Origin of the sequence: Vreelandella subterranea (genome assembly GCF_900111305.1) — a bacterium.
Taxonomy (GTDB): Bacteria; Pseudomonadota; Gammaproteobacteria; order Pseudomonadales; family Halomonadaceae; genus Vreelandella; species Vreelandella subterranea.
Map to the genome: position 1 here is coordinate 37,654 of NZ_FOGS01000014.1, position 14,755 is coordinate 52,408.

The following is a 14,755-nucleotide window of genomic DNA, read 5'->3' on the forward strand; positions in this document are numbered from 1 at the left end:
AATGTTTGTTGGTGATTGATACTTGATGACCTGCTCTCCCCTCCTCAACTCAAGGAATGAGCGATGAAAGGATATTTCTCTTTGCGCTGGTCACTTGCCAGCTTGTTGGCCTGTATCAGCCTGTTGCCGGGGTTGGCCATTGCCGCCGATGATGCATTATCAGTCAAGTTTGAAAACGACAGTCTGGCCAGCAGTGACGATGGACACTTCACCAGCGGTTTTCAGCTTGACTGGGCATATGAACCCGACGCGGACAGCTGGCCCCAGCGCCTGGCCACTGCACTGCCCGATAGTCTGATCGGTAGGGCTGATAAAGCCGCCTATCGATTGGTGCATCAGATATATACGCCAAATAACATCGCAAGAAGCGAACTGATTGAAGACGATCGCCCCTATGCGGGGCTTGTCTACGGCGGCATATCGCTTTACGAAGATGTGCCGATGGGCAGCTGGCAGCAGTCGACGGACCTGCATCTGGACGTTGGCCTGGTAGGGCCGTCCTCGCTTGCCGATAGCATCCAGCGTGAAGTACATCGCTTCACCGAGAGTGACCGCCCTAATGGCTGGGACAGCCAGCTAGGTGATGAGGCAATTTTGAATGCTGCCATGCGACGCCAGTGGTGGCACAGCACGCCGTTGGGTGGCAAGCAGTTTGCCCATGGCCCCAGCGTAAGCGGTGCCCTGGGTAACCTCTATACCTACGCCAGCGCGGGTTACAGCGTGCGCTGGGGCGATCAAGCCTCAGGCACTCCCACGCTGACGCCTAGTCCGGGCAGCCGTCATCACCTAACCGGCAAGGAGGGCTGGCAGTGGTACCTGTTTGCCAGCGTAGACGGCTATTACATGGCCCAAAACCTGACCCTGGACGGCAATAGTTTCCGTAATAGCCATTCGGTCGACCGCAAGGAGTGGGTGGGCGATATCTCGGGTGGCCTGGCGCTGGCCTGGGAAGATTGGCAGCTGACCTACGCTGCCGTGGCGCGCTCGCGGGAATTTGATGGCCAGGAAGAGCAGGATAAATTCGGCGCGTTGACGCTCTCGAAACGTTTTTGATGGCAAAACGCGCTAGGCTTGTTGAGCGACGGATAGCCGAGGAGGGCGTTCATGGTCAGGAAAGCGTATCCCCGCACGCCTGATGGCCGCTATTTCGTGGCTAAAGACCGACTTTGGCGCTGCACCGATCCACGCTTGAGTGAGGATGAAAAGCGCAAGCATATCAAAGCACTGATGAAAGCGCGCCGTGCGGTAAGAACCTCTCAGCAGCAAGAAGATGAAAACGCGCTGCGCAAGGCCCGCGACGCGGTGCAAGCTGCCAAGGAAGCGCTGGGGGAGCGCGGTCCTGTGTGGTGGGATGACGATGCACCTGATGAAAGCGGCTTAGCACCCCGCAATAGCTCTTATGCCAAGTGGTGGGAGCGTCACGACCCTTCATTGCAAGAATAGCTTTTTTGAGTTCCCAGCCAGTAGTCGTCTACCCAGACGCTGCTGGCTTTTTTGTTTTGCCCCTCACCTTAGCCGTATTGACAGGTCATGTGCTGGTCGTTATGTTTAATAACAAATAAAAATCACTATCATTGTTATTAATATTAGCTCCAGGATCAATTTCTCATGCATTACTCAGCATTTCACCTGCGCAAGCTATCCAGCGCAGTTGCGCTTGCGTCTGTTTTCGGTTCACCCACAATTGCCTTTGCTCAGCAAACCGACGCCACCAGTGACGTCGAGCTGGAGGCCATGCAGGTTGTGGGCACCGCCATGGACACGATGGGCTATATCGAAGCCGAAAGGCAGCCCGATGTGGGCAAGCTGGACGTGCCGCTAAACGAGCAGCCATTCTCCATGTCGGTGGTCGATGAGCAGTTTATGCAGGATACCGGCAGTAAAACGATTCAGGATGCGCTGTTGTACACCCCCGGCGTTTACGCCGGTAACTTCGGCTTCGATACGCGTATAGACGGTGCCTCGGTACGTGGTATTTCGGCGGGCCGATATCTGGATGGCCTGCGCCAGCTATACGGCTCTTACAATTCAGTGCGCACCAACCCCTATGCGTTAGAAAGCCTGGAAGTGCTGAAAGGGCCGTCTTCCATGTTGTACGGCCAGGCAGATTTAGGTGGCATTATCAATGGCCTTTCCAAGCTGCCAGAGGAGGAGCGTAGCGGCGAGGTTTGGGCGCAATATGGTTCCCATAACCGCAAGCAACTGGCCGTGGATGTAACGGGGGCTGCTGACGAGGACGGTGAGCTACTCTACCGTCTGGTAGCCCTGAAGCGCGATAGCGATACCCAGGTGGACCACGTCGAGGACGATGGCTATGTGGTATCGCCCTCGCTGACATGGCGGCCCAGTAATGACACCGAGATAACCCTCCTGGTTAACCGCCAAGAGAATAAAGGCCAGGTATCCGCGCAGTTCCTGCCCCAGGCGGGTACATTAGAACCGGGTTCCCAGGGCTTTATCGGTTCGGAGCGCTTTGTCGGCGAGCCGGGCTGGGATCGTTACGACCGCGAGAAAACCGAAACGACCGTGTTTTTCGACCATCAGATCAATCACGACTGGGCGTTTTCTGCCACGGCGCGCTACACCGACTCAAGCACCGAAACCCGCGAGCACTGGGTCACTATTCCCAGCCAGCCGGATGCCAACGGCGAGGTGCCACGGACGATCTTTACCGCCGATGCCGCCACGCAAATATTTAATGTTGACGCCCGTTTGGAAGGGGAGTTTGCACTGGGCAATACCCAACATTCCCTGATTGCCGGTATCGACCGTCAGGATGCCCATTGGGAGCAGGATAATTACTACTACGGGTATGGGGAGGGTGGCACGATTGATGTCTACAACCCTGAATACGGTAATCTACAACTCGACTCGCTGAACCCTACAGACCGGCCCGATAATGAAATCGAGCAGGTGGGTATTTACCTCGCTGATCACATTGAAGTTGGCCCAGTGGTAGTTTCCGCTGGGTTGCGCCATGACTGGGCAGAAAATCGAGAGTTAGCCGTTAATGGGGCTGATACGGTCAGTGATGAAGAAGCGACGACGGGTCGTTTGGGGCTAATGTATCGGTTTGATAACGGCATCTCGCCTTATATCAGCTATTCAGAAGCCTTCAGCATGAACTTAGGCACCGACGGCACCGCAAGTCAAAGTACACTAAAGCCCACTACCGGCGAGCAGGAAGAGGCAGGAATCAAGTATCTGTCGCCGGATAAATCGCTGGCGATTAGCGCGGCGTATTTTGATATTACCCAGGAAAACCGGGTTAATGATGGATCTACGCCAGGCGGTGTTGAGCAAACTGGTGCGGTCATCGATGGCTGGGAATTGCAGTTCAACAAGCGTTGGCAGGACTTTGAAACCCAGCTGGGCTATACCCACATGAATGCCAATGATGCAAGCTCTGGCGAGCGGCTACCCTACGTTGCGGAAAAACAGGCCTCCTGGTGGAACAAGCTTTATCTGGGGAATAACTGGCGATTTGGTGCCGGGGTTCGCTACATCGGTGACAACGTAGGCTCGGGTGGTGCGCCCAAGGTGCCGTCCGAGACCCTGGTTGACGCCATGATCGGGTATACCGTCGGACAGTGGGATCTAAGCCTGGATGCCAAAAACCTGACTGACGAAGAGTTTATCTCCTGGTGCCGTTATGAAGGCGGCGACTGTGGCTATGGCGAGAGACGCAACGTGACAGCCAACGTACGTTACCAATTTTAATTCCTGACGTTCAGCGCATTGAAAGGACAAAAGGGACGGCGTAGCCGTCCCTTTTGCGTTAGCCATGAGGCTTTTTAACCAGAATGACCACCAACCTGCGCACAATGGGTAACACCAGGTTAATGACCGGCAGCGCGACGGCAAAGGCAAACAGCCACGCTTTGAGCCAGATCATCACAATCCCGCCAATAAAGCCGATGTTGTATAGCGTAATCACCAGCGACATCACACATGACATGAACAGCGCCATCAAAAAGGTAAACAGCAACTGGCTATATTTTGGGTCAATCATCGTGCGCCCCTTCACACTGCGTATCCTGCAAGGACTCAACTCAAAACGGCCCGCGTGGGCCGTTCGTGATTAAGTTGGAGTACTATTATTGCTTGTCTTGGGTACGCAGTTCAAAGTCGCTGGCGTCGTGGCGCTCATGTAACTGCTCATGGGGTTCGCCCCAGGTGCGGTTGACCATGCGGCCCCGTTTGACGGCCGGGCGCTCATCGATCTCTTCGGTCCAGCGAATGACATTTTTGTAGGTGTGGGCTTCAAGGAACTCAGCCGCCTCGTAAACCCGGTTTTTGACCAGTGCGCCGTACCAGGGGTATATCGCCATGTCGGCAATGGTGTACTCATCGCCTGCCATGAAGCGGTTTTCGGCCAGGTGGCGGTCGAGTACATCAAGCTGGCGCTTTACTTCCATGGTGTAGCGATCGATCGGATACTGATAGCTCTCCGGCGCGTACGCATAAAAGTGGCCGAAGCCGCCACCGAGTAGCGGCGCGCTGCCCATTTGCCAGAATAACCAGGACAAGCACTCGGTGCGTTTTGCCGGGTCAGTGGGCAGGAAGGCGTTAAACTTCTCGGCCAGGTAAAGCAGGATGGCGCCGGATTCAAATACGCGCTGGGGCGGGTTAACGCTGTGATCCATTAACGCGGGAATTTTCGAGTTGGGATTCACTTCGACAAAACCGCTGCTGAATTGGTCGCCTTCACCAATCTGGATCAGGTGGGCATCGTACTCAACGCCCTCAATGCCTTTCTCCAGCAGCTCTTCGAGCATCACGGTGACTTTTACCCCGTTGGGGGTTGCCAGTGAATAAAGCTGTAGGGGATGTTTACCAACCGGCAACGGTTTGTCATGCGTTGCGCCCGCAACAGGGCGGTTAATGTTGGCAAATTTGCCGCCGTTGCCGGGTTCCCATTGCCAGACGCGTGGTGGGGTGTAGGTGTCTTCGCTCATCGTTCCCTCCTGTTAAAGGAAGCCACCGCACCCAATGATGCGGTGGCTGATGGTTCGCTGACTATCGACCTTATACCACTGTCAGTGTGACGTCGATATTACCGCGCGTTGCATTGGAGTAGGGGCAGACAACGTGGGCCTTATCGACCAGCATTTGCGCCACGTCTTTTTCAAGGCCGGGCAGGCTGATTTCGAGTTCAACTTCAATGCCAAAACCGGTCGGAATGGCCCCAATGCCAACGTGGCCGTTAATTTGGGCATCGTCTGGCAGCTTAACTTTTTCTTGGCTGGCAACGTGTTTAAGGGCGCCTAAAAAACAGGCTGAGTAACCTGCTGCAAAAAGCTGTTCGGGATTGGTGCCGTCGCCGCCGGGGCCGCCCAGTTCTTTGGGCGTGCTTAGCTTGACGCTCAACGCGCCGTCCGACGATTTGGCATGACCCTCGCGACCGCCGGTGGCGGTGGCGTGGGCACGGTAGGCAATGGTTTCAATCGACATCGTCAATACTCCCTGAATAATTCGATAAGTAGGGTTTACCCAGCTTGTACACATCATGGACGTGATCAACAGGTTAGTGCAGCTTTAGTTTGTGCGCAAGGTAAATGAGGGCGCTGTGTAGCCGGACTGGCGATAGGCTGATTACTGGGACTGCTGCAGTTTATCTCGGAGTTTGACCAGGTCGTCTTTGAGCTGGGTGAGTGCCTCAATGGACTGCTCGCTAGCATTGACCACGCAGCTGGGGATATGGCGCGCCTGCTCGCGCATTGCGCGTCCTCGATCAGTTAGAAAAAGCTCCACGACCCGCTCATCCTGGCAGCTACGCTGCCTGATCAGCAGCTGATCGGCTTCCAGCCGTTTAAGCAGCGGCGTGACCGAGCCAGGGTCAGTGAGCAAGCGCTTGCTCAATGTGCTGACGGTAATGCCGTCTTCCTGCCAGAGCACCAGCATTGCAAGGTATTGGGGGTAGGTAAGCCCCAGTTCTTTAAGCAGCGGCTTATAGACCTTGGTCATCATCAAGGACGTGGAGTAAAGCGCGAAACAAAGCTGGTTATCGAGTTCCAGTTCGCTACAGGTCGGGTCGTCGGCCATGAAGGCTCCGTAACAAAATGCGTGACTTTAATGTAGCGTGATCCACCGTGAAGTGGCTAGCGCTCTATACCTTGGTCGCAATTTATCTGTTTCGCTTTGACACCGTGATGGCAGATGGCTAGCCTTCGCTTAATCAATGTTACCGGTAACAAGGCGTCGATAATCGTCGTGGCCGGCAACGTTCACTCGGTGGCGATGCCATTCATCCGCTATCAATCATCATTATCAACAACAACGATCTGTATGGAGATACGTCATGACTGCAATTTGGCGCAACACACTGACTCTGGTTGGCGCGACAACCCTGACGCTGGGCATGGCCCATGCCCAAAGCCCCGAACTTTCCGATCCGCCTGAAATCGATGGCGATATCGTTGGTGACCACGGTACCCACACGCTGCGTATGGGTATCGGCCTCTCTGAAAACTCGCCGCAGTACATTTCCAGCCAGTATTTTGGAGAGATTCTCGAAAAGCGCACAGATGGGCGTATCACCGTCAATGTCTTCCCCAACAGCCAGTTGGGCGATGACGTGCAAATGATGGAAATGCTGCAAACCGGCACGCTGGACATGACCTACCCATCCAGCTCGGCGGCCACTGGCTATGTTGAAGAGCTCGCCGTGTTTGACCTGCCGTTTTTGCTGCCCAGCCGTGAAGCGGCGATTGAGGTCCTGCAAAGCGATGTGGCACTGGAACTGCTGGAAGGCTTTGAAGGTTCCGGCCTGAAGCCGCTGGCTTTTTCTGAGAATGGCTATCGCCAGCTTTCCAACAGCGCTCGCCCGATTGAAACGCCGGAAGATGTTGCTGGCCTTGATGTGCGTGGCCTGAGTGTCCGCACCATGGAAAACCCGGTGCATCTGGACATCTGGGAAACGCTGGGTGCCAACCCTACGCCCATGGCCTTTGGCGAGCTTTTCTCGGCGATGGAGCAAGGCGTTGTCGATGGCCAGGAAAACCCCTGGAGCACCATCCTGACGTCCAACTTTCACGAAGTGCAGGATTACGGCACCGAAACCCGTCACGTTTACACGCCGTTTATCATGATGCTTTCCGAACGTACCTGGGACAGGATGGCACCTGAGTACCAGGAACTGGTGATGGAAGCGGCGCGTCAATCGGCCGAGTACGAAATGCAGCTGTCGGCGGAGTACGATACGTGGTCGCGGGAGCAGCTTGAAGAGCGTGGTATGCAAATCACTCGCCTCAATGACGAGCAACTGGAAGCTTTCCAGGAAGCGGTACAGCCGGTGTACGAAAAATGGGCGCCGCGCATTGGCGAAGAGCTGATTCAAGACATTCAAGCGATTGTCGACGGCAGTTCCGAATAACCCCTGCCTTTGTCGGTGATCGGGCAGGCCCATTGGCCTGCCCGAATTGTCAGTATCTCCGGAGTTATCATGACCACTTCCCAGACAACCGCGCTTAACGACCCCGTGATCGAAGACCCTTCGGTGTATCTGGATGATCCCAATCGCAAACAGTTAGAACTTCACACTGACACCGCTCAAGGCCCCGCTGTGTTTCGCTGGCTAACCCTGGGCATGGAGTATCTGATCGGCGCTATTCTGGTCGCGCTGATTGCGTCTGTTTCCTGCAACGTAGTGGGTCGCGCGGTGTTTAATCATTCGCTGCCCTGGGCGGATGAACTGGCGCGTATGCTCTTTATCTGGTTGGTGTTCATCGGGGCCGCAGCCGCCTTTGCGCGCTATGAACATATTGCGGTAGACGCCTTGGTGCGCCGTCTACCCATGCGTTTTGCCCATCTGCTTTATTTTATTCAGCATTTGATCATTACCATCTTGATGGGCGTGATGTTGGCTGGCGGATACCAAGTCATCGCGAACTCCAGTGGCCGCTCGGCGATTTTGAAGGTGCCATTGAGTCTGTTGAGTTTGTCACTGGTGCTGTGCGTTTTATTTATCGCCGTGGTGTCGCTATGGCGGATGTGGGTGAGTCTTTGCATCATTCGCCAGCCAGAAAAGGGGGCCTGAGCCATGTTGTGGATTTTTTTAGGTATCTTATTGATGTCTATCGTGCTGGGCCTGCCGATTGCCTTTGGCCTAGGGGTAGCCGCGGTGGTAATGGCGGTGCTCTCGGATATTCCCCTGTCGATCATGATCGAGCAGTCGGTGAGGGGGGTGAACAGCTTTCCGCTGCTGGCGATTCCCTTCTTTATTCTGGTAGGGGAGGTGATGAGCCAGGGGGGTATCGCACGTCGTCTGATGGAGTTGGCCGGGGCGCTGGTCGGCTTTATGCGCGGTGGCCTGGGCCAGGTCGCGATCACCGGCTCGATGTTCTTTGGCGGTATCAGCGGTTCGGCTGTGGCCGATACGGCCGCCACAGGGGCCATGATGATCCCGTCGATGAAACAGCAGGGCTACACTGCTGCTAACGCCACGGCGATTAACACCGTGTCTTCGGTAATCGGCATTATCATCCCACCCTCCATTCCGTTGATTCTCTACGGTATTGTGACCGAAACCTCGATCAGCCGCCTGTTCATTGCCGGCATTGTCCCGGGGATGATGATCGGCTTTGCACTCATGGTGACCACTTTCATTCTGGCGAGTAAGCAGGGCGGTGGGGTGCGCAAGTTCCGTTGGGATGCCCTCTGGAAGGCCTTTAAAGATGCCTGGCTGGCGCTGGTACTTCCGGTCATTGTGATTGGCGGTATTATTGGCGGTATCTTTACGGCCACTGAAGCAGCCGTTGCCGCATTACTCTACGCGCTGGCGATTTCCCTGCTGGTGTATCGTGAGTTCAGCATCAAGGCATTGGGCGGCATGTTGATCCGCACGGCTCGTCTTACCGGCATGGTGATGATGCTGCTGGCGTTTGCCACCGTGATTGCCTGGTTCCTGACCATCAACATGGTCCCGCAAACCCTGGTGTCTCAAGTGCAGTCGATCACCCAGGATCCTTTCTTGCTATTGTTGATTGTGGCTGCTTTGCTGTTGGTGGTGGGATTTGTGATGGATCTGACGCCCGCCATGGTGATCATGGCGCCGATGCTGGCACCCATTGTCACCTCCGTAGGGGTGGATGAGGTCTACTTCGGCGTGCTGATGGCCTTTATTCTCGGGGTGGGCCTGCTGACACCGCCGGTTGGCACCTGCCTGTATGTAGGGTGCGGGGTTGGTAAGGTATCCATGGAGTCATTAGTGCGTGCGATGCTGCCGTATTATGCTGCGCTACTGGTGGTGCTGGTAATATTAATCGCTTTCCCGGGCGTGGTTACCTGGTTACCGGATCTCACCGCTGTGCGCGGCAATTAAACAGGAGCGTCAGTATGGAAAGTGCTTCTCAGCGCATTTTGGTGATGGGCGTGTCCGGTTCGGGTAAGTCTCATATTGGACAGGCGTTGGCGGCCTCCCTGGGGGCGACCTTCATAGACGGCGATGATCATCATTCACCCACCAATGTGGCCAAGATGGCCAGCGGGACCCCGCTTGACGATGATGATCGCCGGGAATGGCTGGACACGCTTGCTGGCCTGTTTGCCGAGTACTACCGAGCGGACCGCTCGGTAGTGATTGCCTGTTCGGGCCTTAAAAAACGCTACCGTGACCGCCTGCGTGTGGGAGATCCGGGGCTGCGTATACTCTACCTGGAAGGCAGCCGTGATCTTCTGCGTGAGCGGCTCACCACACGGGCGGGTCACTTTTTCAAGGGCGATACAATGCTGGCAAGCCAGTTGGCCGACCTGGAACCTCCGGATCCGTCAGAGGCGGTTAGCCTCTCGATTGCGTTAAACCCTCATCAGATTGTGCACGAATTTATCGCGACACTGCCTGCATCGGTCAGGCCCCCCTACTAAGCGGGCATCGTCTTCGGGCCAAGGTTTCGTTAGGCTAAGGCCCCTGACATCTGTTGTAGAAGGCCTTCGATTGAAAAAAAAGCGACCCACCTTGCAGGATATCGCGGATCGCGTTGGCGCCACCAAGATGACGGTGAGCCGCTGCCTGCGCGACCCTGAAACGGTGTCTGAAGGCTTGCGCGAGCGAATCTTTTCGACGGCGGAAGACATCGGCTATATCCCCAACCGTGCGCCCGACTTGCTCTCCAGGGCCACCAGCCACTCGATAGGCGTGCTGGTGCCCTCGCTCACCAACCAGGTGTTTGCCGACGTTATCGTCGGCATTGAAACCCTGACGGAACCCGCCGGCTACCATCTGATGCTGTCCCACTATGGCTATAGCCCCGAGCTTGAAGAGCGCAGCCTGGCGTCGTTTCTTTCCTACAATGTCGATGGTGTGATTCTCTCCGACCGGGATCATACCGACCGCAGCCTGCGGATGCTGGAAACCGCAGGCATTCCGATTGTTGAAATCATGGACACTCACCGTGCGCCACTTCAGCAGGCGGTGGGCTATGACAACGTCCGAGCGGCTTTCGACATGGTCAGCGAGATGATTCGCCGCGGTCGGCGGCAGGTCATTTACCTGGCGGTGCGGCTTGACGAGCGTACCCGGCAGCGCGAGCAGGGCTATCGCGATGCCATGGAGGCCCATGGCCTGCCACCCGTGACGCTGTACAGCACCCTGCGCTCTTCGTATACCGTGGGGGCGGCGCTGCTCGAACAGATCATGTTCGAGTATCCCGGCGCCGACGGGGTCTTCTGTACCAATGATGACGTGGCAGTAGGGGCCTTTTTTGAATGCCAGCGGCGTGGCATCAAGGTCCCTGAACAAATGGCGATTGCCGGTTTTCACGGCCACGACGTTGGCCAGGCAATGACCCCTCGGCTCGCCAGTGTGATCACACCCCGCCAAGCGATCGGCAAGGCGGCCGCCCAGGCGCTGCTAGCACGTATCGAAGGCGCCCCGGTAACGCACAAGGTGGTCGATCTGGGCTACGCCATTGAAGCAGGTAGCACCCTGTGAACCTTGCACGTCTGGCGAAGCGGCAGGCAACTGGCTAAAGTAGGCCTTTTCTTTGAAGGGGGCCGCCATGAAGATTGTCGAGCTGAACGTTTACCCGGTTAAATCACTGCAGGGAATCCCCCTGGAGCAAACCCGGTTACATGCGCATGGGCTTGCCTGGGATCGCCGCTGGATGCTGGTCGACGACCGGCAGCGGTTTGTGACCCAGCGCCAGTTGCCCGCCCTGGCGACGATTGGCGTTGCACTGACCGACGACCACTTGGTGCTCTCACATCCCGACGTCGAGCCACTGAGCGTACCGCTGGCAGAGCCGGAAGGTAATCTACGCCTGGTTAGCGTCTGGGGTGACCACTGCAAAGCGCTTCCGGAAGGCCCTGAGGTCACACACTGGCTCGAAGCCGCGCTGGGCGAGCAGGCCCGGGGGATGAGCCTGGTGCGCTTTGCCACCGAGTTTACCCGTGCCGTTGAGGATGATTTTCTCGACGGCGGGGCGGCACATACCTATTTTTCCGACGGCTACCCCTTTTTATTGACCACCACCGGCTCGCTCGACGCCTTGAACGATGCCTTGACAGCGGGTGGCCATGCGCCGGTGCCCATGAGCCGCTTTCGCCCCAACGTGGTGATCGAGTGTGATACCCCCTGGGCGGAAGACCGCTGGGCCACGTTAAGTGATTCCACGGGGACGTTTCAGTTTACGCTGCGTAAACCCTGCCAGCGCTGCAAGATCACCACCATTGACCAGCAGACAGCGTCGGTTCCTGAGCCGGGCGAGCCGCTGAAAACGCTGCTGGCGCTGAATACCCAGCCTGCCTTGAAAGGCGCCCACTTTGGACAGAATGCCACCTTGACCAGCGGCGACGGTGCGATTATCCGGGTGGGGGCGGCGCTTGAGGCAAGCGAACGCGACGCCTGAAACGCAATAGGCGCGTGGCAATCGCGGTGCCGAGTAGCGTGATCAACATGCCTGCGATAATTTGCAGGCTGAGCGTCTCGCCAAGTAGCAGGTAGCCCCAAAGCAAGGCGCTGACCGGTACCAGAAAGGTGACGGTGGACGTCGCCGTGGCGCCTGCGCTGGCAAGCAAACCGAAGTAAAGCAAAAACGCCAGCGTGGTGCTGAGTACCGCCAGGGCCAGCGCGTTACCCCATGCCAGCGGTGAAATAGGCTCGCCAGGCCACAGTACAATACCGGGTATCAACAGCACGGTGGCCGACATTGCACAGCTGCCGGCCGCCAGTACACGGCTGGGTAGATGGCTCAAGCGGGTTTTTGAATAGTTACCGGCAATGCCATAGCAGAATGTCGCCCCCAGTACCGCCAGGATAAACCAGCCGTCACCGCCTAATGCAAAGTCGAGGCGATTGGCCGACAGCACATAAACGCCCACCAGTGCGAGTGCCAGTCCCAGGTATTGCTGGCGAATGATCGGCGTGGCGAAAAATAATGCCCCGATAAGCGCGGTAAAAATCGGCGTGGTGGCATTGATCAGCGAGGTGAACCCCGCTTCCAGGCGCGTTGTCGCCAGGGCCAGCAGCGAGAAGGGCAGGACGTGGTTGATAATGCCAAGCAGCAGGAGCGGTCCCTTGTGCTGCCATATCAGATGCAAGTAGCGGGCGCTGAGCAGAAACGGCAGTAACAGTAATGCGCCTATCCCCATACGTACCAATATCAGCGGAATCGGACCAAACTCGGGCACGGCGACGCGCATAAAAATAAACGATAATCCCCAGAGGGAGGAAAGCAGCATTAATTTCAGCGCATCTGCCGACGACATGGCGAATCCTTGCACAAAAAGGTGGGCATTGAGTCATTAGCTTACGACCGTCTGGGCATCAATGGAACCTGGGCTGTCGGCAGGGCGATAAAAATCAGCTACGCTGGTGAGGTAGCTGTCGTTATCGACGGCTCCATCAGTAACCTGACATTTGACGCGAAAGGAGCTATCCATGGATCGTAAAGCAAGCGCACGTTGGGAAGGTGGACTGAAAGATGGCCGTGGCCATGTTGCCACGGAAAGCGGTGTCCTCGACGCCAGCTATTCATTCAAGAAGCGCTTTGAAGACGAGAAAGGCACCAACCCTGAAGAACTGATCGGCGCCGCCCACGCCAGCTGTTTTTCCATGGCCCTGTCGATGGTGCTGGGTGAAAAAGATCTAACCGCCACCTCTATCGAGACCAGTGCCAATGTAACGCTCTCCCAGAGCGACGCCGGGTTCGATATCTCGAAAATTCATCTGGACGTTGAAGCGCAGGTGGACGGTGCCGATGAGGCAACCTTCAAGGAAGCGGCAGAAACGGCCAAGGCCAATTGCCCCGTCTCCAAGGTGCTTAATGCCGATATCAGCATGACGGCCAAGCTCAAGCACTAAGCCTTCGCTGACCAAGCTCGAACAACGAGCTTGTCTAGGTTGTTGACGCCTTGGCATTTGCCAGGGCGTTTTTGGATTCGTACATTGCCTAGCGTGCCGGGTCCAATATGCCGCCCAGCGAGGCATTGCGCCGGAACCAGCCGGCGATACTGGCCCGTGCATGTCGGGTGGGGAGCACTTCGTGGGGGATGCTTTCCGACATGAAGCAGGCAAAGGTACCCGCTTCCGGTATCACGCGGGCGGTTTCCTGATTCGGTGCGTCGGGATTGTAAAGCACCATTTCGCCGCCGCCATCGGCGGGCCAGTCAGGGTTCAGGTAGCCCACCGTTGAGATCACGCGGTTGGCCCGACCGCGAAAGCTGTCCAAATGGCGTTGATAAAATGCCCCCGGCGGGTAGTGGGCAAAATGGGCTTCGTACTCGAATAGCCCAAGGAACAGCGCCTGGTTGAGCACCTGCTGTAACGCTTCCATTGCCATTAAATAGCGCCGCTGGGCTTCGCTTTCGCGGTCGAGCCAATGGATGGCGTCGCCACGCACGTCTTTGCGCAGGTGGTGTTGCTGACCACGGCCGATACCCGCTTCATCCAGCGCATTATGAGCGGCCATATAATGCAGCTCCTGATGAAGGGAATGGCACAGATCAAGGTCGATGACGCCTTGGCCGACATACCAGCCTTGTTCAACCAGTGCATCCACCAGCTCGACCTGGGTGGCGGCTGACAGCAGGGAGGACGATAAACGCATGCTTGGAATCATTCGTTGGGTCTCAGGGAACGGGAAGACGCGCTGTTGCTGGCCGACGATGGGGCGCTTTTACGTTCTGGGTAATGGCGCAGGGCACCCGCCGGACGCTGGTAAAGGTCTATCGGCATGGCAAACCCCTCGGCCAGCAGTTCCACCAGCATCATGGCGGACAGGCCCCAAATGACATGGCCGTCGACCTGGTAGCTGGGCACGTAGTGGGCGACGCCATCCACGGTAATCACATCGGTATGCGTTCGCCGGTCGTCCAGAAAGTGGCTTAACGGCACCTCAAAAATGGCGTCCAGCTCACCGGGGTCGGCCACCAGCGGCAGGTCGGGCGGAATAATGCCCACCCAGGGGGTTACCCGGATGCCGTGCAGCGATATCACATCGGATAAACGACCCAGTGCCGTGACGTGCCCCGGGTCGAGGGCAACCTCTTCCTGGGCCTCACGCAGCGCCGTGGCATAGAGATCGCGGTCGTACGGCTCGCGCATGCCGCCGGGGAAGGCCACCTGACCACTATGGGTGCTGAGGTGGCGGGCGCGCCGGGTAAACAGCAGGGTCGGGTCCGGGCGCTCGACGATGGGCAGCAAGACAGCCGCCTCGGGCAACCCAGCGTGGTCTAGCCGTTGAGGGGAGAGTTGTTGCAGCCGGTTGCGAAGTGTCTCTAACATGTGGCATCCATAAGCATTGTTACCTTTTCCCAG

17 protein-coding genes are annotated in these 14,755 nt (G+C 56.9%); 10 read left to right on the plus strand and 7 right to left on the minus strand.

Annotation, left to right across the window (positions count from 1 at the left end; translation table 11 throughout):
* The first annotated feature begins 63 nt into the window (after nucleotides 1-63).
* From BMX75_RS16620 to BMX75_RS16630, 3 genes are all read left to right on the plus strand, one after another.
* Complete coding sequence (locus BMX75_RS16620; protein WP_092829832.1) at nucleotides 64-1,053, plus strand: lipid A deacylase LpxR family protein; 990 nt, start codon at nucleotides 64-66, stop codon at nucleotides 1,051-1,053.
* 51 nt (nucleotides 1,054-1,104) lie between these two features.
* Entirely contained in the window at nucleotides 1,105-1,443 is a 339-nt protein-coding gene (locus BMX75_RS16625; protein ID WP_092829834.1) for a hypothetical protein, read from the plus strand.
* Between the two features lie 165 nt (nucleotides 1,444-1,608).
* On the plus strand, nucleotides 1,609-3,720 hold the full coding sequence (locus BMX75_RS16630) for a TonB-dependent siderophore receptor (protein WP_092829836.1): 2,112 nt from the start codon (nucleotides 1,609-1,611) through the stop codon (nucleotides 3,718-3,720).
* Between the two features lie 58 nt (nucleotides 3,721-3,778).
* On the opposite strand, the gene BMX75_RS16635 is transcribed toward BMX75_RS16630, so the two are convergent.
* From BMX75_RS16635 to BMX75_RS16650, 4 genes are all read right to left on the minus strand, one after another.
* Complete coding sequence (locus tag BMX75_RS16635; protein ID WP_092829838.1) at nucleotides 3,779-4,012, minus strand: DUF2798 domain-containing protein; 234 nt, start codon at nucleotides 4,010-4,012, stop codon at nucleotides 3,779-3,781.
* A gap of 85 nt (nucleotides 4,013-4,097) precedes the next feature.
* Nucleotides 4,098-4,958, minus strand: a complete 861-nt coding sequence (gene yghU, locus BMX75_RS16640) for a glutathione-dependent disulfide-bond oxidoreductase (protein ID WP_092829841.1) — start codon at nucleotides 4,956-4,958, stop codon at nucleotides 4,098-4,100.
* Between the two features lie 70 nt (nucleotides 4,959-5,028).
* Entirely contained in the window at nucleotides 5,029-5,454 is a 426-nt protein-coding gene (locus BMX75_RS16645) for an organic hydroperoxide resistance protein (RefSeq protein ID WP_092829843.1), read from the minus strand.
* A gap of 141 nt (nucleotides 5,455-5,595) precedes the next feature.
* Nucleotides 5,596-6,045: a MarR family winged helix-turn-helix transcriptional regulator gene (locus BMX75_RS16650; protein ID WP_092829845.1), complete on the minus strand. Its 450-nt coding sequence runs from the start codon at nucleotides 6,043-6,045 to the stop codon at nucleotides 5,596-5,598.
* Between the two features lie 256 nt (nucleotides 6,046-6,301).
* Between BMX75_RS16650 and BMX75_RS16655 the strand changes: the two genes are divergently transcribed.
* The 6 genes from BMX75_RS16655 (at nucleotide 6,302) to BMX75_RS16680 (ending at nucleotide 11,846) form a co-directional block, all read left to right on the plus strand.
* Nucleotides 6,302-7,375 (plus strand): TRAP transporter substrate-binding protein, encoded by a 1,074-nt coding sequence (locus BMX75_RS16655; protein ID WP_092829847.1) that lies wholly within the window; start codon nucleotides 6,302-6,304, stop codon nucleotides 7,373-7,375.
* Nucleotides 7,376-7,444: 69 nt separating this feature from the next.
* Nucleotides 7,445-8,038 (plus strand): TRAP transporter small permease, encoded by a 594-nt coding sequence (locus BMX75_RS16660; protein WP_092829849.1) that lies wholly within the window; start codon nucleotides 7,445-7,447, stop codon nucleotides 8,036-8,038.
* Nucleotides 8,039-8,041: 3 nt separating this feature from the next.
* Nucleotides 8,042-9,322, plus strand: a complete 1,281-nt coding sequence (locus tag BMX75_RS16665) for a TRAP transporter large permease (protein ID WP_092829851.1) — start codon at nucleotides 8,042-8,044, stop codon at nucleotides 9,320-9,322.
* 14 nt (nucleotides 9,323-9,336) lie between these two features.
* A complete protein-coding gene (locus BMX75_RS16670; protein ID WP_092829853.1) occupies nucleotides 9,337-9,864 on the plus strand; it encodes a gluconokinase in 528 nt (175 codons plus the stop codon).
* A gap of 70 nt (nucleotides 9,865-9,934) precedes the next feature.
* Nucleotides 9,935-10,930: a gluconate operon transcriptional repressor GntR gene (gntR, locus tag BMX75_RS16675; protein ID WP_092829855.1), complete on the plus strand. Its 996-nt coding sequence runs from the start codon at nucleotides 9,935-9,937 to the stop codon at nucleotides 10,928-10,930.
* 67 nt (nucleotides 10,931-10,997) lie between these two features.
* Nucleotides 10,998-11,846, plus strand: coding sequence for an MOSC domain-containing protein (locus tag BMX75_RS16680; RefSeq protein ID WP_092829857.1), 849 nt, complete (start codon nucleotides 10,998-11,000; stop codon nucleotides 11,844-11,846).
* On the opposite strand, the gene BMX75_RS16685 is transcribed toward BMX75_RS16680, so the two are convergent.
* A complete protein-coding gene (locus BMX75_RS16685) occupies nucleotides 11,800-12,705 on the minus strand; it encodes a DMT family transporter (protein ID WP_092829859.1) in 906 nt (301 codons plus the stop codon). The genes BMX75_RS16680 and BMX75_RS16685 overlap by 47 nt on opposite strands.
* Nucleotides 12,706-12,877: 172 nt before the next feature.
* Here BMX75_RS16685 and BMX75_RS16690 point away from each other — a divergent pair, with 172 nt between their 5' ends.
* Nucleotides 12,878-13,300, plus strand: coding sequence for an OsmC family protein (locus BMX75_RS16690; RefSeq protein ID WP_092829861.1), 423 nt, complete (start codon nucleotides 12,878-12,880; stop codon nucleotides 13,298-13,300).
* An 88-nt stretch (nucleotides 13,301-13,388) separates the two neighbouring features.
* On the opposite strand, the gene BMX75_RS16695 is transcribed toward BMX75_RS16690, so the two are convergent.
* Nucleotides 13,389-14,057 carry a 2OG-Fe(II) oxygenase gene (locus BMX75_RS16695; RefSeq protein ID WP_092829863.1) on the minus strand — a complete coding sequence of 223 codons (669 nt, stop codon included), beginning with the start codon at nucleotides 14,055-14,057 and terminating at the stop codon, nucleotides 13,389-13,391.
* Complete coding sequence (locus BMX75_RS16700) at nucleotides 14,054-14,722, minus strand: CoA pyrophosphatase (protein ID WP_092829865.1); 669 nt, start codon at nucleotides 14,720-14,722, stop codon at nucleotides 14,054-14,056. The genes BMX75_RS16695 and BMX75_RS16700 overlap by 4 nt, the downstream gene beginning before the upstream one ends.
* Between the last annotated feature and the right edge of the window lie 33 nt (nucleotides 14,723-14,755).